This is a genomic window from Acinetobacter sp. YH16056_T, from assembly GCF_024605895.1.
Taxonomy (GTDB): Bacteria; Pseudomonadota; Gammaproteobacteria; order Pseudomonadales; family Moraxellaceae; genus Acinetobacter; species Acinetobacter amyesii.
Window position 1 is genome coordinate 1,035,898 of the sequence record NZ_CP094545.1, and the last position, 18,995, is coordinate 1,054,892.

Sequence of the window (18,995 nt, forward strand, 5' to 3'; positions counted from 1 at the left end):
ATAAAGCCAAGAAAACTTAGATAAAATATGTGTTTACCAAAAAAAGAGGACAGTAGGTGTCCTCTTTAATTCGTCAATTGGCCTATCATTCTTCTGGGTAAGCGACTTTTTTCAACGCTTTGATGTCAGCATCTGGTGAACATAAAGAAATAAACTCATAGCCATAACCGCGTAGTAAATGTCCTTTGCGAACAGCAATCCAAGTGGTATTGACCCCAAAAATATCGGTTGGAATTTGTTTTAAACGGTAATCTCGTTCTGGGTCGTAGGCCACATCGTTGACAATACCCACGCCCATATTCAGTTCAACATAGGTTTTAATAACGTCTGCATCAAGTGCGGACATCACGATATCAACATCAAAGCCTGAATCTTCAAAGGCTTTATCAATTTTTGAACGACCCGTAAAACCACCGTGGTAAGTAATAATTGGATAGTTCGACAAATCTTCAATGGTGATATTTGATTTTTGGGTCAGTGGATGCTCTTGTGGTGTGATGATACTGTGTTGCCAGTTATAGTAAGGCACACTTGCAAGGTTATCTTCGGTGGTTAACGATTCGGTTGCGATCCCAATATCCGCTTCACCTTGAAGGAGCATTTCTGTAATTTCAACAGGGCTTGCTTGTTGCAAAATTAGATGAACTTTTGGAAATTCTTTTTTAAATTGGTTCACAATCGGCGGCAAGACATAACGCGCTTGCGTATGTGTGGTCGCAATCGTCAATGTCCCTTCATCCACTTTGTTAAAGTCATCTGCTAGACGTTTAATATTGTCTGCATCCACGAGCATACGTTCAACGATACCCAATAATGACTGGCCTGGTTCGGTTAAACCGAGTAGACGTTTACCTTTACGGATAAACAGCTGTACACCAAGTTCATCTTCTAGATCTTTGATGTGTTTACTAACGCCAGACTGCGAGGTGTAAAGTGCAGCAGACGCTTCTGTTAAATTAAAATTCTGACGTACGGTTTCTCGAATAATTCTTAATTGTTGGAAATTCATAATTTTATTTTACCTTAAAAGCAAGTGGGGCTTGTGAAGGCCCCAACTTTTTTTTTATGCAACTTGGTTTTCAAATAAATGCAAGTTAGTTGCACTTAACCATACCGTTTGATTTGGGCGGAATTGATGCGCTTTCGCTTCATCTGCCGTTAATGAAATTTCAATAAGATTGCCTTGACGGTCATGCAGTTCAGCAATGACTTTACCTGCAATCCAAAGCTCACGTACAAAAGTCGCTTGGATGGCATTTTCTTGCGGCTGTGCATGAATACGCAGTTCATCCGGACGAGCGAAGGCAATGACATTTCCTTGCGGCGCATTGGCGTTTTGTGGCAACAAAATTCGGTCTTCACCAATTTGAATGAGGCCATTGCTATTTTGACCTTCAAAACGGTTGGCTTGACCTAAAAAGTCAAATACAAACGGTGTTGCAGGTTTTTCATAAACTTCACGCGGCGAGCCAATCTGTTCTACGTTGCCTTTATTCATCACAATGATTTGATCGGCCACTTCAAGCGCTTCTTCTTGGTCATGGGTCACGAAAATAGAGGTGATGTGGAGTTCGTCATGCAAGGTACGTAACCAGCGGCGTAATTCTTTACGAACTTTGGCATCCAATGCACCAAAAGGTTCATCCAGTAATAACACACGCGGTTCAACCGCTAAAGCACGTGCTAGTGCAATACGTTGACGTTGACCACCTGAAAGTTGAGCAGGGTAACGGTCAGCCAAGAAACCAAGCTGAACAAGATCAAGCAAACGAGTAACCCGCTTTTTGATCTCGGCTTCAGATGGGCGTGTTGCACGTGGGCGTACGCGTAAACCAAAAGCAATGTTGTCAAATACGGTCATATGACGGAATAGTGCATAATGTTGGAATACAAAACCAACTTCACGTTCACGGACATGAACTTTAGTGGCATCTTCACCTTCTAGAATGACTTGACCGCTATCGGCAGATTCAAGTCCTGCAATGATACGGAGCAGGGTGGTTTTACCACAGCCTGATGGGCCAAGCAACGCAACAAGCTGGCCATCAGGGAAATCTAAAGAGATATTTTTAAGTGCATGGAATGCACCAAAGTGTTTTTCAATATTTTTTACTTGAATACTCATGAGGTCATTCCTTAAGAAACTTGTGAATCTTCTTTACGCTTGTCTTGTCGTTCCTGACGTAGTTCAACCCATGTTTTTAAAATCAGGGTCACAATCGCCAAGAGCGCTAATAGTGAAGACACAGCAAAAGCAGCACTAAAGGTATATTCGTTATAAAGGATTTCTACGTGTAGCGGTAAGGTGTTGGTTTCGCCACGAATGTGACCTGAAACTACAGAAACAGCACCAAACTCACCCATTGCACGTGCATTACATAGAATCACGCCGTAGATTAAGCCCCATTTGATATTTGGAAGTGTCACTTTCCAGAAAGTCTGCCAGCCTGAAGCACCCAATACGATAGCTGCTTCTTCTTCCTCTGTCCCTTGAGCTTCCATTAATGGAATCAACTCACGTGCCACAAAAGGAACGGTAATAAACACAGTAGCAAGGACAATGGCTGGAACGGCATATAAAATTTTGATGTCGTTATCCATCAGCCAGCCGCCTAACCAACCTTGAGTACCAAAAATCAATACCAACATTAAGCCAGCAATAACTGGAGAGACTGAAAATGGCATATCAATAATCGTGGTTAAAATAGATTTACCACGGAAATTAAACTTGGCAACACACCATGCCGCAGCTACACCAAACACTACGTTTAGCGGTACGGCAATCACAGCTGTCAGTAGGGTAAGTTTTACTGCTGATAATGTATCTGGATGAACCAATGCTTGGAAGTAAACGCCAACACCTTGTTTAAAGGCTTCAACGAAAACCAAAACCAATGGCAGAATCAGGCAGCTTAAGAAGAAAATTAAAGCAATGATGATCAGGGTATAACGAACCCATGTCGGTTCACGCGTTGCATCACGCGACTGTAATTTTTCCGCAAGCGCATTACTGTTCGTATTCATCGTGCAGTTCTCCCTGTACGGCGACTTGCCCATGCTTGAACCAAGTTAATTAAGAATAAAATGGCAAAAGAAATCACCAGCATCACGACTGCAATCGTGGTCGCGCCTGCATAATCATATTCTTCAAGGCGAGAGATGATCATCAATGGCGCAATTTCAGTTTTGAAGGGTTGGTTACCTGCGATAAAAATCACCGATCCATATTCACCCACACCGCGTGCAAAGGCCAAAGCAAAACCTGTTAACAGCGCAGGAAATAGAATAGGTAAGATCACTTTGGTCACGATCTGAAAGCGATTTGCGCCCAGTGCCGAAGCTGCTTCTTCAAGTTCAGTTTCTAGATCACTCAGTACAGGCTGTACAGTACGAACCACAAAAGGAATACCAATAAAGATGAGGGCTAAGGTAATACCGATCGGGGTATATGCGACTTTAATGCCAATAGGTTCAAGGTACTGACCGATCCAACCAGTCGGTGCATATAACGAAGTTAATGCAATACCAGCAACGGCAGTTGGCAATGCAAAAGGTAAATCAACCAATGCATCGATAATACGTTTACCCGGGAAGGTATAGCGAACCAAACACCATGCTAAGAGCAAACCAAAAACCACATTGACTAACGCAGCAATAATGGCGGCACTAAAACTCAGTTGTAACGATTTTAAAATACGTTCTGAGCTTAAAATCTCCCATAGTCCTTCCCAACCGATACCTAACGATTTAATAAATACGGCCGAAAGGGGAATGAGCACAATTAAGGATAAATACGCTAGGGTAAAGCCTAGAGAAAGACCAAATCCTGGCAGCACTCGGGATCGCTGCGACATGATGACTCCTCAAAATGAGAAAAGCTGACTTAAAAGGTCAGCAAAATTGAATAAATGATTTTGCGACAAGCTTAATGCTCAGTACTTAAAAAGCAAATTGAAATAAATACTTGTTTTCATCAGTAAAGCTGATATGTTTCATGTGGTTTTCTGAAATTAAGTAATTGAAAATTTCAGGAAACGGCCCAAAACCTGATGCAACATTAATGTGACCCACAGCGCCCATATTCACAGGGTAAAGCTTCCAAGCACCTGCAAGTTGTTTTGCATCTTCAAAGCCAAGCCAAGGATCATTTTCACTAATCAACATCGTTGTCGGCACACGAATAGTTAGCTGATGAAAAAATGCTTTGTAATCCGTTGTACTGTCGCGTGCAAAGCCGTTTTCTCCAAAGCGTGCTGGATTGGCGGGTGCGACCAAAACTAAATTTTTGATTTTTTTATTGAGTTCTGGATGCAAGGCCAATGCTGCCACCGTGGTTAAACAACCAAAGCTATGCGCCACAATTTGAATTTCACCCTGTAACGGTCGTACGGTTTGAACGAATTGTTTAATCCATTCTTTTAGTACAGGGTGATTCCAATCCTTTTGCTGAACACGAGAGCTAGACATGAGCTGACGTTGTAACCAAGATTGCCAATGTGCGTGTTCACTACCGCCTACACCCGGGACAATTACTGTATGTGTCATGTCAAGTTCTCCTGATTCAGCCAATGACTGGTCTTATTTTCCATTGTTGGCTTTGACGATTTGGTCAAACACGCCGCCATTTTCAAAGTGTGCTTTTTGGACTTTATCCCAACCACCAAATTCTTTATCAATGGTTACGAGTTTAAGTGGCTTAAAGACTGATGCGTATTGTGCAAGCGTTGTAGCGTTACGTGGACGGTAAAAGTTCTGAGCTGCGATTTGCTGACCACGTGGTGAATAAAGGAAGTTTAAATAACCTTTGGCTAAATAAAGATTACCTTTTTTCTCTGCGTTTTTTTCTAAAACAGCAACAGGGGGCTCAGCTAAAATTGAAAGTGAAGGGGTCACAATTTCAAATTTACCCGGTTGTTCACGAATCGCTAAATGTGCTTCATTTTCCCAAGCCAGTAATACATCACCAATGCCACGTTCAGCAAAGGTCGTAGTCGAACCACGTGCGCCTGAATCGAGTACTTTGGTGTTTTTATAAATCTTACGGACAAATTCTTGAGCCGTTGTATCATTACCACCCGCTTGATGTTTTGCCCAAGCCCATGCTGCTAAATAGTTCCAACGCGCACCGCCTGAGGTTTTCGGGTTTGGGGTGATAATACCTACGCCTGGTTTAACCAGATCGCCCCAATCTTTAATCGCTTTTGGGTTGCCTTTACGGACTAAGAATACAATCGTTGAGGTATATGGCGTTGAGTTTTGTGGAAGTTTCTTCTGCCAATCTGCAGGTAAAAGTTTGGCTTTTTCTGCAATCACATCAATATCCGCTGCAAGTGCTAAAGTCACTACATCGGCATCTAAGCCATCAATGACTGCACGCGCTTGTTTGCCTGAACCACCATGAGATTGTTTAAAATTAATTTTTTGACCTGTACGGCTTTCCCAATATTTGCTGAAGTCTTTATTCACACTTTCATAGAGTTCACGCGTTGGGTCGTAAGATACGTTTAAAAAATCTTTCGCAGCTGCGCCAAAAGAAACCGTCGAAATGACTGCAGCAAGAACACCCAATTTTAACTTTGCGGAAATACTCATGTGAACCTCAATAATTTTTACTTTATCTGTAACATGGGTGAAGAATAGCGCCAATCTTTATGCATAAAAAATAATTAAAAATGAATTTTATATGAATAAAAAAGATAAAAGGCATGTCTATGAAAAAAAAGCATCGACCTTATGCGAAAGGAAGATGCTTTTCAGTATTTAAAGCATTATTTTGAATTATTGATCTTCACGATTTGATCAAAGACACCACCATTTTCAAAATGTTTTTTCTGCACTTTGCTCCAACCACCAAACTCTTTATCAATCGTGACGAGTTTTAAAGGTTTAAAAACATTTTTATATTTTGCTAAAACTGCCGCATTACGTGGACGATAATAGTTCTGTGCGGCAATAGTTTGACCTGCAGGTGAGTACAGATAATTTAAGTACGCTTTGGCTAAATTTTCATTGCCATCTTTCTTAGCATTTTTTCTACAATCGCAACAGGTGGCTCGGCCAAGATAGAAAGTGAAGGGGTCACAATCTCAAACTTACCCGGCTGTTCACGAACTGCCAAATGTGCTTCATTTTCCCAAGCCAATAACACGTCACCAATACCACGTTCTGCGAATGTAGTTGTTGCACCACGAGCACCTGAGTCGAGGACTTTGGTTTGCTTATAAATTTGACGGACAAATTCTTGGGCTTTTGCATCATTACCACCTGCTTGATGTTTTGCCCAAGCCCGCGCTGCTAGATAGTTCCAGCGCGCACCACCCGATGTTTTGGGGTTCGGGGTAATAATGTCGACACCTGGTTTAATTAAATCGCCCCAGTCTTTAATGCCTTTCGGGTTGCCTTTATGCACTAAGAACACAATGGTCGATGTATAGGGTGTTGAGTTTTGTGGGAATTTCTTTTGCCAGTCTTTTGCAACTAAACCACGTGCAGCAATTTCATCAATATCTGCAGCCAAAGCCAAAGTAACGACATCTGCATCTAGACCATCAATAACTGCACGAGCCTGTTTACCTGATCCACCATGAGATTGTTTAAAGTTAATGTCTTGGCCTGTGGTTTTTTTCCAGTAAACACTAAAGTCTTTATTGAAGTTGTCATACAATTCACGGGTTGGATCATATGACACATTTAAGAAATCTTTGGCAGATGCACTGAATGCTGTGGCAGAAATGAATGCAGCCAAAACTCCAAGTTTTAATTTAGATAGATTCATGTTGTCCTCAATTTTTATACATGTTTTGTTGGATGAGGCAAGAATATCTGTAGTTTTTATGCAGAAAAAATAATTAAAAAAGAATTTAATATGAACAAAAAAGAAATATATGCTGAACGATTATTTTTTAAAATAAAGAGATGTAATTGGGATGACGACGTATGCAGTGTTTTAAAAATGCGCAGCAAATAGAACAAGTTGATTTACTTGATCGAGCCTTTCACTATGGCGATGGCTGTTTTAGCACGGCACGTATTCGCCAAGGACAAATAGAACTTTTAGCTTTGCATATTGCACGATTAAAACTGAGTAATGAGCGATTAAAGCTAAATGCAGATTTAAGCCTCATTGAAGACACTCTAAAATTGTTACGTAAACAAGATGTCGTCAATGGCACTTTGAAAATCGTGTTGAGTCGTGGTATCGGTCAGCGTGGCTATAGTTTACCTGAGCATCCAGCAGATGTTTGGGTGTTTTATTACCCCAAAGCTGTTGCAGATTTTGAGTACGAAAATGTCGAAAGTGGTGTATTACATCAAGCCATTGGGTTAACCATGCCAAGTTTGGTGGGCTTGAAGTCCTTAAATCGATTAGAACAAGTCATGCTCAAAGCAGAGTTGGATCAAACCCCATGGGGGGAAGCTTTGGTGACGGATGTGCAAGGTACAGTTGTCGAAGGTGTGAGCAGTAATTGTTTTATTCGTACAAATGAAGGATGGATTACGCCCGAACTTCGTTATAATGGCGTGCATGGTGTCATGCGTGCAGAAATTTTAAAACGGATGCAGCAGCATCAAATTCCATGTACTCAACGTCACGTCAATATGGATGAAATTACGCATTTTCAGAGTGTTTTTTTCTGCAATGCTTTAAGTCCCATGAAAATTGCATCAACTCTGAATGGAGTTGAGTTAGATGTTCAAGCTTGTATTGAACTTTTCCGAACACTTCAATTAAGTCAGATTCGTTAATATGTCCACCGCGTCTAAAAAAACAAATAAGAAAAAATCTGCCACAGCAGGTTTTCCATTTAAAGCATGTTTGGTTGTGCTACTTGGTATCGTTGTACTTGTGGCGATTTTACTGTGGTCGAGTTTATTTAAAGCCTATCCCGTGGAAGGAAAAAAGCAAATGTTGGCGATTGGTGCAGGGGATACCTATTCAGGATTTATTGACCGACTGGCCAAAGAGAAACAAGTTAATTTTCCTATTATTTTGAAGCTGTACCAAAAGTTCATGATCAATGACACCCTGAAAGCGGGTGTATATGAAATCCATGAAGGCATGAGCGTACGTGAAGTCATGAAACTGATTTCTAACTCTGAAAATGCGCAAATGAATCGAATTTTAGTGATCGAAGGGACGACATTTAAGCAACTCATAGATGCTTTAAAAAATGACCCTTTGGTGACACATGACATCAGTCATTTACCATATGCACAAATTTTAAAAGAACTCGGTATTCCGTATTCGCACCCTGAAGGCTTATTCGCACCGAATACATATTTCTTTGCAAAAGGCGAGTCTGATCGAAAAATTTTGAAGGATTTGTATAACCGACAAATTAAAGCCTTAGATCAGGCTTGGACTAATCGAGCTCAAAATTTACCGTATAAAGATAAATATGAAGCCTTGATTATGGCGTCGATTATTGAAAAAGAAACCAGTCTTGATCGTGAGTTAGAGCAAGTATCAGGGGTGTTTGTCCGTCGTTTGCAACAAGGCATGCGTTTACAAACGGACCCTACGGTTATTTATGGCATGGGCGATAAATATCAAGGCAATATTACTCGCCAAGACCTACGTACACCTACAGCATATAATACTTATACGATCAATGGCTTACCGCCTACACCGATTGCTTTGCCAAGTCAAAAAGCTATTGAAGCCGCGATGCATCCAGATGCGTCAAATAACATTTATTTCGTGGCAACAGGTAACGGTGGTCATAAATTTAGCAGTAATTTGTCAGACCATAACCGAGCGGTACAAGAGTATTTATCGGTAATTCGTGCGAAAAATTGAGGAGTGAGCATGTTTATTAGTTTTGAAGGCACGGAAGGTGTGGGTAAAACCACATTGATTCGTAAACTACATGAGCATTTCCAACACTTAGCGAAAGATGTGGTATTAACCCGTGAGCCGGGTGGTACTCCCATGGCAGAGCAAATTCGCTCATTGTTGCTTTCAGTGAACCACGAAGAAACTATGAGTAATGATACTGAGTTATTGCTGATGTATGCGGCACGTGCGCAGCATTTAGAAGCCGTGATTCTGCCGGCGTTGGCTGCAGATAAAATCGTTTTATGTGACCGTTTTACAGATTCGAGTTTTGCATATCAGTGTGCAGGTCGTGGTTTGGACCGAGAAAAACTGAAAGTTTTAAATGACGGTTTTGTGGCGCGTATGCCAGATATTACCTTTTGGTTGGATGCTCCAATTGAAACGGGGATGTTACGTGCACGTGAACGTGGTGCTTTAGATCGTTTTGAGCAAGAGAAAGCAACTTTCTTTGAAAAAGTGCGTTCAGGTTTTGCTGAAATTCACGAAAATGAACCTGCACGCATGAAGCGCCTCGATGCGACGCAAACACCTGAAGAGGTTTTTCAACAGGCATTATTGCATTTGCAACAGATTTAAAATGCCATAGTAATCTTTGGGTATTTGATTTAAAAATCATTCATAGCATAAGTTATGGATGATTTTTTTATGCATGCTACAAAACAGGAGATTATCAATTTCCTTAAGACTGAATTTGCGCCAAGCTTAAAGCATTGCACTATTGTAGAAGTTGGAGAAAAGGCTGCCACTTTAATTTGGCATGTGACTGAAAAAGATTTGCGGCCTGGCAATACTGTTTCAGGCCCGACTATGATGACTTTGGCGGACTTTGCGCTATATGTGGCTATATTGGGGGAGATCGGGATTGTAGGACTGGCGGTCACGACCAATATGAATATTAATTTTTTAAGAAAACCCGAAGCCAATCAAGATTTAATAGGCGAGTGTCGATTGCTGAAAGTGGGCAAAAGTATAATTTATGGTGAGGTGTTGGTGTATTCAGCAGGTGTGGATGAGCCTGTTGCACATATAACAGGGAGTTATTCTATTCCACCAAAACGAATATAAAGGCTCAATTGCATTTGCTGATTCAAATAAAAAGCCGAATTTATATTCGGCTTTTTATGGTTTTTAGACATTTTAGATGTTTAAGAAACCAGTTCTGTATTCACCAATGGACATTCCACTTGGAAATCGGGTGGACTTAACACAGTTTTACGTAGTTCGTCTGCTTGTTCAGGATAGTCTAAAGTGAAATGCAGACCACGAGACTCTTTACGTTCCATTGCACAGCGCACAATCATTTCTGATACCAATACTAAGTTACGGAGTTCAATCAGATTTTTACTGACTTGATAATCTTGATAATACTCGGTGATTTCACGCTTAAGCATTTCAATACGATGGAGCGCTCGTTGAAGCCGCTTGGTCGTTCTGACAATGCCCACGTAGTTCCACATGGTTTGGCGAAGCTCGTCCCAATTTTGCAAAATCACTACATCTTCATCAGGGTTAGTCACTTGCGAGTCATCCCATTCTGGGACATGAGGCGCCTGATAAGTCCCTTGATGTTGTGCTGTGATATGTGTTGAAGCACTCATACCATAGACGAAACATTCAAGTAAGGAGTTACTTGCCATACGGTTTGCACCATGTAGGCCGGTATAAGAGGTTTCTCCAATGGCATATAGGCCTGGAATATCGGTCTGACTGTTTTCATCAACCACAACGCCACCACAGGTGTAGTGTGCTGCCGGAACCACCGGAATCATTTCTTTGGTAATATCAATACCGAGTTCCATTAAGCGTTCATACAATGTTGGGAAATGTTCTTTGACAAATTCTGCAGGTTTATGGGTGATATCAAGCCAAACATGACGGATTCCTAGACGTTTGATTTCATAATCAATAGCGCGCGCTACGATATCGCGTGGTGCTAATTCGGCACGCTCATCAAAGCGCAGCATAAAGCGTTCACCATCTGGAAGACGTAAATAGGCACCTTCGCCACGCATCGCTTCGGTAATTAAGAAAGAGCGAGCTTGAGGATGATATAAACAGGTTGGATGGAATTGGTTAAACTCCATATTGGCAACACGGCAGCCTGCACGATACGCCATGGCAATACCATCACCCGTCGCAATGTCGGGATTTGATGTATATAAATATGCCTTCATGGCACCACCACAGGCAAGGGCAGTGAACGGTGCTAAAAAGGTATGTACTTTTTCGGTTTTTTCATCTAAAGCATATAGACCGAGAGCACGGTTTTCAGCTTCAGGATTTAATTTTTGTGCGGTGATTAAATCGATTGCAATAAAATTTTCAAAAATATGAATATTGGCTTTTTCTTGCGCACGTTCAACCAATGTTGTGGAAATAGCACGACCTGTGGCATCTGCTGCATGGATAATCCGCCGGTGAGAGTGACCACCTTCACGTGTCAGATGTAACTGTTCTTGGTCGTCTAAAGTAAATTGCACACCCTGATTCAGTAGAAAATCGACAGAAGATTTACCACCTTCAACGGTTTGTTTTACCGCTGCCATTTCACATAAATGCGCACCGGCAATCATGGTGTCATTGATATGTTGTTCAATAGAATCTGTTTTATCGAGGACGGCAGCAACACCACCTTGGGCATAATATGTACTGGCATCCGTCAGCGTCGATTTAGCTAAAACAGCAATATTAAAATGATCTGGTAACGATAGGGCTAAACTTAGGCCTGCACCGCCACTTCCCACAATAATCACATCAAATTGATGTGTCGTGTTTAAATTAGACATGTCCATCAGCTAATTTTAAAAATGTCCGATCATCACAACTGTTTTTGCCTAAAAACGCAATGACTATAAATTAACTAAATAATGAAAAATATTCATAGATCTGTAATATTTAAGGAATGTTTAAGATTGTTTATCATAAATAATCATCAAACATTTTATTACGAAGCTTAGACTTGCATTGTGATAAAAACTAACGTATTTCAAATGATAAGCACAATTGAGTGAATGCTAACAATGAATAAATCGTATTTACAAAAGGGACTCTATGCAGCTGTGTTTACGGTTGCTAGCGTGCAGACTCAGGCAGCGGGTCCTGTTGATTTTTCCAATTTGGTTGAACAAGTCAGCCCAGCTGTCGTAAGCGTGAATGTGGTTAAAAAGCTTAGTCAAGAAGAGCTTTTGCAGCAACAAGTCCCAGAAATATTACGACGCTTTTTCGGTAATCAGGTCGTTATCCCGCAGCAAAAAATGCCGCAAGAAAAGACCGGTTATGGAAGCGCATTCTTTATTAGTAAAGATGGTTATCTATTAACTAATCACCATGTGGTAGAAGATGCATCGAAAGTCACCATCGTATTGAATGACCGCCGTGAAATTGATGCCACCGTTGTGGGGAGTGATGAGCGGACTGATGTGGCTTTGCTAAAGGTGAAAGGTTCAAATTTTCCAGAGCTACGCACAGGTAATGTTGACCGTTTACGTGTAGGTGAGCCAGTGTTGGCTATTGGTTCACCATTTGGTTTTGACTATTCAGCTTCGGCAGGGATTGTCAGTGCGAAAATGCGCAATATGATGGGAGAAACCTCGGTTCCATTTATTCAAACCGATGTGGCATTGAACCCCGGAAACTCAGGCGGCCCTTTATTTAACCAGTCTGGTGAAGTGGTTGGGGTGAACTCTCGTATCTTTAGTGGTACGGGTGGTTATATGGGTTTATCGTTCTCGATTCCTATTGATGTGGCGATGGATGTTGCAGACCAATTAAAGAAAAACGGCAAGGTGACACGTGCTTACTTAGGCGTTATGCTGCAAGATATCGATCGGAATCTTGCTGAATCCTATAACCTTTCAAAACCTGAGGGCTCATTGATTACTCAAGTTGCACCGAATTCACCCGCAGCAAAAGCTGGCTTTAAAGCGGGTGATGTCATTTTGAAATTTAATGGTACACCGATTTCACGTACTGGCGAACTACTGAATTATCTCAATCGTACAGGTCCTAATCAAAGTATTCAGCTTGAAGTATTACGTGATGATAAACGCCAAAACATTTCAGCAACCTTGATCACTGCACCAGATGATACGCCTGCAAAAGCTGAAATTGCACCTGTGAAAAAAGGCCCGGTGATTGGGGTGTCAATTCGTAATTTAACTGCAGATGAATTAAAGCAACTGAGTGTGAAAGGTGGTGTATTAATTCAAGATGTACGAGCTAGTGGTATTGCTGCACAAGCGCGAATTCAGCCGGGTGACGTTGTGACTCAAGTTAATAATAAAGCTGTGAATAATGCAGAAGATTTTGTGAAAGTTATTTCAGAATTGAAAAATGGCAGCATTGCACGTGTTTCTTTGATTCGTCAGGGGCAACGTGCGATTGTGGGCATGCGCATTCAATAATGATTTGCTGAATGAAAACCACTCCAAGCGAGTGGTTTTTTAACTTTAGCGTTTTTGCAATTCACCCTTAGATAAAAATGGGTAGACTGTGGGCCACAATTTAAAATTTGCAGGACGCTATGAGCGATATCTTTGATTTAAAAATTACAGTTCAAGCTGAACATATCGACACATTAAATCATGTGAATAACGTGGTGTACGTCAGTTGGATGCAAGATGTCGCGACAGCACATATTGAAGCTTTGGGTTTAGGCTTAAAAGAATATATTGAATTGAAGCATGCCATGGTCGCTGTTGAGCATCATGTGCAATATCGTAAAGCAGCGCTCGAAGGTGAGGAGATTATTCTGCGAACGTGGCTCAATGATATCAATGGATTGTATTCGTTTCGTCAGTATGTATTTTATCGCCCTAAAGACAAAGCGATATTATTTACAGGCAATACGCAGTGGGCATGCATTGAAATTGCCACAGGTCGTCCAAAACGCATGTCGCCAACCTTTACCCAAGCGTATCAACCTATTGCGGATAGCCTAAATCCGCTGGATTTTAGTGCTTATGATCTTTGAGTTTGATTTTATCGCAAAATTTCAAACCAAGACCAGCCAAGTTCTCCATGTGGGATGAATGACTTGCATAAAAGCAATGCATTATTTTCGATACTTTGAAAAATCCATCTGCTATAATCCTCGGCAATTTCTATTCGGCTTTTGCTATGCATAAAGAATTGCATGTATAGCGCTTTTATTTTTCCAAGGTAGCCCATGGCGCAAGCTAAAAAATCTGTTGATATAAAAAACATTCGTAACTTCTCGATCATTGCGCATATCGACCATGGTAAGTCGACACTTGCCGACCGATTTATTCAAACTTGTGGTGGTCTGCAAGATCGTGAAATGCAAGCGCAGGTTCTAGATTCTATGGAATTGGAACGTGAGCGTGGTATTACGATTAAAGCTGCGTCAGTGACTTTGTATTACACACATCCTAATGGTGAAGAATACCAACTCAACTTCATTGACACACCGGGGCACGTTGACTTTTCTTATGAAGTTTCACGTTCATTGGCTGCGTGTGAAGGTGCACTATTGGTTGTCGATGCTGCACAAGGGGTAGAAGCACAATCTGTAGCGAATTGCTATACCGCAATTGAACAAGGTTTAGAAGTCCTACCTGTTTTAAATAAAATTGATTTGCCGCAAGCAGAGCCAGAGCGTGTTATTCAAGAAATTGAAGACATTATTGGTATCGAAGCGACTGAAGCACCTACATGTTCAGCTAAAACCGGTCTAGGCATTGAAGGGGTGCTTGAAACACTAGTCAATGTCATTCCTGCACCCGAAGGCGATCGTAATGCACCATTACAAGCCTTAATTGTTGACTCTTGGTTCGACAACTATTTGGGCGTGGTTTCTTTAGTTCGTATTAAAGAAGGTCGTGTGCGTAAAGGCGATAAAATGTTGATGAAATCAACTGGTCAAACGCACATCATCACCTCAGTAGGTATTTTTAATCCTAAACATACAGAAACTGACATGCTCGAAGCAGGTGAAGTTGGTTTCGTGATCGCGGGTATTAAAGATATTTTTGGTGCTCCAGTTGGTGATACGATTACCTTGGCAACTACACCAGAAGTTGAAAGCTTACCGGGTTTCAAAAAAGTGAAACCACAGGTCTATGCAGGTTTATTCCCAATCGATTCAAGTGAATTTGAACCGTTCCGTGAGGCGCTGCACAAACTGCAAATTAATGACTCAGCGTTGTTCTTTGAACCTGAAAGTTCAGATGCACTTGGTTTTGGCTTCCGTTGTGGCTTCTTGGGTATGCTGCACATGGAAATTGTACAAGAACGTTTAGAACGTGAGTATGATCTGGACCTGATTTCTTCAGCACCAACCGTAATTTATGAAGCGGTGATGAAAAATGGTCAAACCATTTATATCGACAGTCCTTCTAAAATGCCTGATGGTTCAACAGTTGAAGACTTACGTGAGCCAATTGCCGAATGTCACATTTTAGTACCGCAAGAATACTTGGGTAATGTGATGACTTTATGTGTTGAACGTCGCGGCGTTCAAAAGAATATGAAGTTCATGGCGAACCAAGTGGCCATTACGTTTGAAATTCCAATGGCTGAAGTGGTAATGGATTTCTTTGATAAATTGAAATCATGTTCACGTGGCTTTGCATCGCTTGACTATAGCTTTGTCCGTTTTGAGAGTTCATCTCTCGTTAAGGTTGATGTGTTAATTAATGGTGAGAAGGTTGATGCCTTGGCCATGATTTGTCACCGCCAAGATGCTCGTCACCGTGGTATTGCTCTAGTTGAGAAAATGAAAGACTTGATTCCACGTCAAATGTTTGATGTGGCTATTCAAGCAGCAATTGGTGCGCAAATCATTGCACGTTCAACTGTAAAAGCGATGCGTAAAAACGTATTGGCAAAATGTTATGGTGGTGACGTGTCACGTAAGAAGAAACTTCTTGCGAAACAAAAAGAAGGTAAGAAACGTATGAAGCAAGTGGGTAGTGTTGAAATCCCTCAAGAAGCGTTCCTTGCGGTATTGAAAGTAGAAAGATAATAAATAGAGGTTTATGAGCTCATGGATTTTGACTTTAATTTGATCCTTGTTCCTGCCACAGTCATTTTTTTCTTAATTTGGCTGTTGGATAAGTTTGTCTGGAAACAACGACAGACCAAAGGTAAAGGGAATGAAAATGTCGTTATCGCATGGGCTTATGACTTTTGGCCGATTCTAGCGATAGTCTTGGTAATGCGTTCATTCTTATATGAGCCATTTAATATTCCATCAGACTCTATGGTTCCAACTTTAGAGACAGGTGATTTTATTGTGGTGAATAAATATCAGTATGGCGTACGATTACCTATTATCAATAAGAAAATTATTGATGTTGGTGAGCCTGAACGTGGTGATGTCATTGTATTCCGTTATCCACCACAACCAACCATCAGCTATATTAAACGTGTGGTCGGTTTACCAGGGGATCATATTATTTATGATCATGGTCAACTGAGTGTGAATGGTCAGAAAGTGGCAAAAGTTCCTGTGGAATTTAGTCGAGAAAAAGATCAACTCGACACACCTACATCGATTTATCATAAAGAAACCATGGGTAAGCATACGTTTACCATGCGTGAGCTTGAAGGCGTCAATGTTGCGCGCCAAGCGCCATTTATCAACTATGTTGAAAATGGTAAATATTCAACAGAAAATGGTTTATATTGGGAAGTTAAGGTTCCTGAAGGTCACTATTTCGCGATGGGGGATAATCGTGATCAAAGTGCGGACAGTCGTTTTTGGGGCTTTGTACCTGAAGAAAACCTCACTGGACGTGCTTTTTACAAGTGGATGCATAAGGAACCTGGTTTAAAACTGCCTTCATTTAGTCGTAATGGCAGTATTGATTAGTCTTACATCAGGAAAATAAAATGAGACATCAACGGGGAACGTCTTATATAGCAATTTTAATTGCTATTATTGGTTTTGCTTTTTTAGCTAAAGCATTAATTGCGGTTTGGGGACCGTATGTTGACGACCGTCTCGTCAACAATGAAATTGAAGATTTGATGAAGAGCAGTCCTAAAAATATTGCTCCTAGTAAGTTTGAGTCACAAATGTCACAGCGTTTAGATATGAATGGTGTACGTGATTTAAATTTTAAAGATATTGCTCAAGTCACTAATGTAGATGGTCTACAAGTGAAAACAGATTATGAAATAAGAAAACCTTTCTTATTGAATATTGATATTGTGTTGAAGTTCGAGAAAAGTTTTGATCAAAGCTCAGTCCAAGCTAAATGAAGCTCGTTTAGCAAGTCGTATCGGTTATCAGTTTAAACAACCTGAATTGTTACAACTGGCCTTGACCCACCGATCGGTGAGCCATAAATACAATTATGAACGCCTAGAATATCTGGGCGATTCATTATTGGGTATGATAATTGCCAATTATCTGTACCATGCCTACCCGCATGAAAATGAAGGGCGTCTAACGCGTATGCGTGCGACACTGGTTCGTCAGGAAGCGCTAGGAAAAATTGCCAATGACTTAAAACTCAGTCAAGAATTAATCTTGAGTACAGGTGAGTTGAAATCTGGCGGTCATCATCGTGAGTCTATACTTGCAGATACCGTTGAATCGATCATTGGTGCAATCTATGTCGATTGTCAGGATTTAAAAATTCTGGAACCGATTGTTCTTAAATGGTATGTGCCATATTTAGATCATATTGAACCGACCGATCAACTGAAAGACCCTAAATCACGTTTGCAAGAGTATTTACAAGCACGTAAAAAACCTCTCCCGGTTTACGAGGTTGTAGATATTCAGGGTGATGCTCCGAACCAACATTTTAAAGTTGAATGTACAGTCGAAGGGCTCCCTGTTAAATACGGTGAAGGTTCAAGCCGTCGCTTTGCTGAACAAGCTGTAGCGGCAGAAATCTTAGAAATTTTGGAGAAAAAGTCTTAATGACTACTCATTCCGATCACGTAGATGCTGATCACGAGTCGCAAGGCGACAGTAACGATTTAATTAGTCAGTTTTTTAGTGCACAAGGCACTGAAATCCCTGCCGATTTTAAAAGTGGTTTTGTGGCGATTGTTGGTCGTCCAAACGTGGGTAAATCAACGTTAATGAACCATATTTTGGGTCAAAAACTTTCAATTACGTCTCGTAAACCACAAACGACGCGTCATAAAATTGTGGGTATTGACTCACGTGAAAAGTCTCAAGCGGTATTTGTTGATACGCCTGGGATGCACAAAAAAGAAGTTCGTGCCATCAATAAAATGATGAACCGTGCGGCGCATTCTGCACTTCGTGATGTGAACTTGGTTTTGTTTGTGATTGATGCAGACAAATGGACACAGAATGATGATTTAGTGTTAGAGAAGCTAAAAAATGCCGATATGCCAGTTATTCTTGTGATCAATAAAATTGATACGCTAGAAAACAAAAACCATGCATTACCCTTGATACAAGAACGTGCGAAATTAATGAATTTTGCAGAAATTGTTCCTGTATCAGCGTTACGCGGTGCAAATTTGGATCATTTGCGCAGTACGATTGAGAAATATCTGCCGTTCCAACCACCACTGTATTCACTTGAGCAATTGACTGATCGTTCAGAGCGTTTCCTTGCATCTGAAATTATCCGTGAAAAAATCATGCGTCAATTGGGTGAAGAGCTGCCTTATGATTTAACCGTTCAAATTGAGTCGTTTAAAACAGAAGAAGCAACAATTAATCCAAAAACAGGTCGTCCTAAAGCGGCGTGTACCTATATTGATGCGACGATTTTTGTCGATCGCTCTGGCCAAAAAGCCATTGTGATTGGTGAGAAAGGTGCCAAACTGAAGAAAATCGGTATGGATGCACGTGTGGATATGGAAAAAATGTTCGAGCAAAAAATCATGCTGACACTTTGGGTGAAAGTCAAAGGTGGTTGGTCTGATGATGAACGTGCATTGAAAAGCTTGGGTTATAGCGATATTTAATTGCTAGACATTTAAAACTTTGAGGGAAGAGTAATGATGAAAGTATTAGCTGTAGTGGCATGTGTTTTGTTTCTACAAGGGTGTATTCATAAAATCGTTACTGTTCCTGTCAAAGTGGCTTATAAAACCACAAAAGGCGTGGTCAAAGGGACCGCTGCAGTTGTAGGTGCAGTCATTCCAGATGGGGGTGATGATGAAGAAGACGAAAAGAAAAAGAAAGACAAGGATTAAT

General features: G+C 40.9%; 19 protein-coding genes and 1 pseudogene. 12 read left to right on the top strand and 8 right to left on the bottom strand.

Annotation, left to right across the window (positions count from 1 at the left end):
* Window positions 1-85 precede the first annotated feature (85 nt).
* From MST17_RS05140 to MST17_RS05170, 7 genes and pseudogenes are all read right to left on the bottom strand, one after another.
* The gene (locus MST17_RS05140; RefSeq protein WP_180009951.1) at window positions 86-1,009 is read right to left on the bottom strand and encodes a CysB family HTH-type transcriptional regulator; all 924 of its coding nucleotides are present in this window, start codon (window positions 1,007-1,009) and stop codon (window positions 86-88) included.
* A 54-nt stretch (window positions 1,010-1,063) separates the two neighbouring features.
* Complete coding sequence (locus MST17_RS05145) at window positions 1,064-2,125, bottom strand: sulfate/molybdate ABC transporter ATP-binding protein (protein ID WP_111883965.1); 1,062 nt, start codon at window positions 2,123-2,125, stop codon at window positions 1,064-1,066.
* Between the two features lie 11 nt (window positions 2,126-2,136).
* On the bottom strand, window positions 2,137-3,024 hold the full coding sequence (gene cysW, locus MST17_RS05150; protein WP_078190343.1) for a sulfate ABC transporter permease subunit CysW: 888 nt from the start codon (window positions 3,022-3,024) through the stop codon (window positions 2,137-2,139).
* Window positions 3,021-3,854 (bottom strand): sulfate ABC transporter permease subunit CysT, encoded by an 834-nt coding sequence (gene cysT / locus MST17_RS05155; protein WP_180003266.1) that lies wholly within the window; start codon window positions 3,852-3,854, stop codon window positions 3,021-3,023. The genes cysW and cysT overlap by 4 nt, the downstream gene beginning before the upstream one ends.
* 85 nt (window positions 3,855-3,939) lie before the next feature.
* On the bottom strand, window positions 3,940-4,545 hold the full coding sequence (locus MST17_RS05160; protein WP_180003264.1) for an alpha/beta hydrolase: 606 nt from the start codon (window positions 4,543-4,545) through the stop codon (window positions 3,940-3,942).
* A 33-nt stretch (window positions 4,546-4,578) separates the two neighbouring features.
* Window positions 4,579-5,592, bottom strand: coding sequence for a sulfate ABC transporter substrate-binding protein (locus tag MST17_RS05165; RefSeq protein WP_111883967.1), 1,014 nt, complete (start codon window positions 5,590-5,592; stop codon window positions 4,579-4,581).
* A gap of 176 nt (window positions 5,593-5,768) precedes the next feature.
* Window positions 5,769-6,775, bottom strand: a pseudogene (locus MST17_RS05170) (sulfate ABC transporter substrate-binding protein).
* A gap of 161 nt (window positions 6,776-6,936) precedes the next feature.
* Between MST17_RS05170 and pabC the strand changes: the two are divergent.
* From pabC to MST17_RS05190, 4 genes are all read left to right on the top strand, one after another.
* On the top strand, window positions 6,937-7,746 hold the full coding sequence (gene pabC, locus MST17_RS05175; protein ID WP_180026881.1) for an aminodeoxychorismate lyase: 810 nt from the start codon (window positions 6,937-6,939) through the stop codon (window positions 7,744-7,746).
* 1 nt (window position 7,747) lies between these two features.
* Window positions 7,748-8,800, top strand: a complete 1,053-nt coding sequence (gene mltG / locus MST17_RS05180) for an endolytic transglycosylase MltG (protein WP_180003258.1) — start codon at window positions 7,748-7,750, stop codon at window positions 8,798-8,800.
* A gap of 9 nt (window positions 8,801-8,809) precedes the next feature.
* The gene (gene tmk / locus MST17_RS05185) at window positions 8,810-9,415 is read left to right on the top strand and encodes a dTMP kinase (RefSeq protein WP_180003256.1); all 606 of its coding nucleotides are present in this window, start codon (window positions 8,810-8,812) and stop codon (window positions 9,413-9,415) included.
* Window positions 9,416-9,484: 69 nt separating this feature from the next.
* Window positions 9,485-9,904 (top strand): PaaI family thioesterase, encoded by a 420-nt coding sequence (locus MST17_RS05190; protein ID WP_180003387.1) that lies wholly within the window; start codon window positions 9,485-9,487, stop codon window positions 9,902-9,904.
* An 80-nt stretch (window positions 9,905-9,984) separates the two neighbouring features.
* On the opposite strand, the gene nadB is transcribed toward MST17_RS05190, so the two are convergent.
* Window positions 9,985-11,631 carry an L-aspartate oxidase gene (gene nadB, locus MST17_RS05195; RefSeq protein WP_180026880.1) on the bottom strand — a complete coding sequence of 549 codons (1,647 nt, stop codon included), beginning with the start codon at window positions 11,629-11,631 and terminating at the stop codon, window positions 9,985-9,987.
* Between the two features lie 228 nt (window positions 11,632-11,859).
* Between nadB and MST17_RS05200 the strand changes: the two genes are divergently transcribed.
* From MST17_RS05200 to MST17_RS05235, 8 genes are all read left to right on the top strand, one after another.
* Window positions 11,860-13,242 carry a Do family serine endopeptidase gene (locus tag MST17_RS05200; protein WP_168378034.1) on the top strand — a complete coding sequence of 461 codons (1,383 nt, stop codon included), beginning with the start codon at window positions 11,860-11,862 and terminating at the stop codon, window positions 13,240-13,242.
* A gap of 119 nt (window positions 13,243-13,361) precedes the next feature.
* The gene (locus MST17_RS05205; RefSeq protein ID WP_180026879.1) at window positions 13,362-13,811 is read left to right on the top strand and encodes a thioesterase family protein; all 450 of its coding nucleotides are present in this window, start codon (window positions 13,362-13,364) and stop codon (window positions 13,809-13,811) included.
* 195 nt (window positions 13,812-14,006) lie between these two features.
* Window positions 14,007-15,824 (top strand): translation elongation factor 4, encoded by a 1,818-nt coding sequence (gene lepA, locus MST17_RS05210; RefSeq protein ID WP_168378033.1) that lies wholly within the window; start codon window positions 14,007-14,009, stop codon window positions 15,822-15,824.
* Window positions 15,825-15,845: 21 nt separating this feature from the next.
* A complete protein-coding gene (gene lepB, locus MST17_RS05215) occupies window positions 15,846-16,673 on the top strand; it encodes a signal peptidase I (protein ID WP_168378032.1) in 828 nt (275 codons plus the stop codon).
* A 20-nt stretch (window positions 16,674-16,693) separates the two neighbouring features.
* Window positions 16,694-17,065 (top strand): DUF4845 domain-containing protein, encoded by a 372-nt coding sequence (locus MST17_RS05220; protein WP_180007637.1) that lies wholly within the window; start codon window positions 16,694-16,696, stop codon window positions 17,063-17,065.
* On the top strand, window positions 17,037-17,735 hold the full coding sequence (gene rnc / locus MST17_RS05225; protein ID WP_111883979.1) for a ribonuclease III: 699 nt from the start codon (window positions 17,037-17,039) through the stop codon (window positions 17,733-17,735). The genes MST17_RS05220 and rnc overlap by 29 nt, the downstream gene beginning before the upstream one ends.
* On the top strand, window positions 17,735-18,763 hold the full coding sequence (era, locus tag MST17_RS05230) for a GTPase Era (protein WP_180007638.1): 1,029 nt from the start codon (window positions 17,735-17,737) through the stop codon (window positions 18,761-18,763). The genes rnc and era overlap by 1 nt, the downstream gene beginning before the upstream one ends.
* A 33-nt stretch (window positions 18,764-18,796) precedes the next feature.
* Window positions 18,797-18,994, top strand: coding sequence for an NF038104 family lipoprotein (locus MST17_RS05235; protein ID WP_180009944.1), 198 nt, complete (start codon window positions 18,797-18,799; stop codon window positions 18,992-18,994).
* Window position 18,995: the final 1 nt, after the last annotated feature.

Bases quoted from the DNA above. Each gene is read 5' to 3' on its own strand.
- MST17_RS05140 (WP_180009951.1), bottom strand. From the start codon at position 1,009: ATGAATTTCCAACAATTAAGAATTATTCGAGAAACCGTACGTCAGAAT.
- MST17_RS05145 (WP_111883965.1), bottom strand. From the start codon at position 2,125: ATGAGTATTCAAGTAAAAAATATTGAAAAACACTTTGGTGCATTCCAT.
- cysW (WP_078190343.1), bottom strand. From the start codon at position 3,024: ATGAATACGAACAGTAATGCGCTTGCGGAAAAATTACAGTCGCGTGAT.
- cysT (WP_180003266.1), bottom strand. From the start codon at position 3,854: ATGTCGCAGCGATCCCGAGTGCTGCCAGGATTTGGTCTTTCTCTAGGC.
- MST17_RS05160 (WP_180003264.1), bottom strand. From the start codon at position 4,545: ATGACACATACAGTAATTGTCCCGGGTGTAGGCGGTAGTGAACACGCA.
- MST17_RS05165 (WP_111883967.1), bottom strand. From the start codon at position 5,592: ATGAGTATTTCCGCAAAGTTAAAATTGGGTGTTCTTGCTGCAGTCATT.
- pabC (WP_180026881.1), top strand. From the start codon at position 6,937: ATGCAGTGTTTTAAAAATGCGCAGCAAATAGAACAAGTTGATTTACTT.
- mltG (WP_180003258.1), top strand. From the start codon at position 7,748: ATGTCCACCGCGTCTAAAAAAACAAATAAGAAAAAATCTGCCACAGCA.
- tmk (WP_180003256.1), top strand. From the start codon at position 8,810: ATGTTTATTAGTTTTGAAGGCACGGAAGGTGTGGGTAAAACCACATTG.
- MST17_RS05190 (WP_180003387.1), top strand. From the start codon at position 9,485: ATGCATGCTACAAAACAGGAGATTATCAATTTCCTTAAGACTGAATTT.
- nadB (WP_180026880.1), bottom strand. From the start codon at position 11,631: ATGGACATGTCTAATTTAAACACGACACATCAATTTGATGTGATTATT.
- MST17_RS05200 (WP_168378034.1), top strand. From the start codon at position 11,860: ATGAATAAATCGTATTTACAAAAGGGACTCTATGCAGCTGTGTTTACG.
- MST17_RS05205 (WP_180026879.1), top strand. From the start codon at position 13,362: ATGAGCGATATCTTTGATTTAAAAATTACAGTTCAAGCTGAACATATC.
- lepA (WP_168378033.1), top strand. From the start codon at position 14,007: ATGGCGCAAGCTAAAAAATCTGTTGATATAAAAAACATTCGTAACTTC.
- lepB (WP_168378032.1), top strand. From the start codon at position 15,846: ATGGATTTTGACTTTAATTTGATCCTTGTTCCTGCCACAGTCATTTTT.
- MST17_RS05220 (WP_180007637.1), top strand. From the start codon at position 16,694: ATGAGACATCAACGGGGAACGTCTTATATAGCAATTTTAATTGCTATT.
- era (WP_180007638.1), top strand. From the start codon at position 17,735: ATGACTACTCATTCCGATCACGTAGATGCTGATCACGAGTCGCAAGGC.
- MST17_RS05235 (WP_180009944.1), top strand. From the start codon at position 18,797: ATGATGAAAGTATTAGCTGTAGTGGCATGTGTTTTGTTTCTACAAGGG.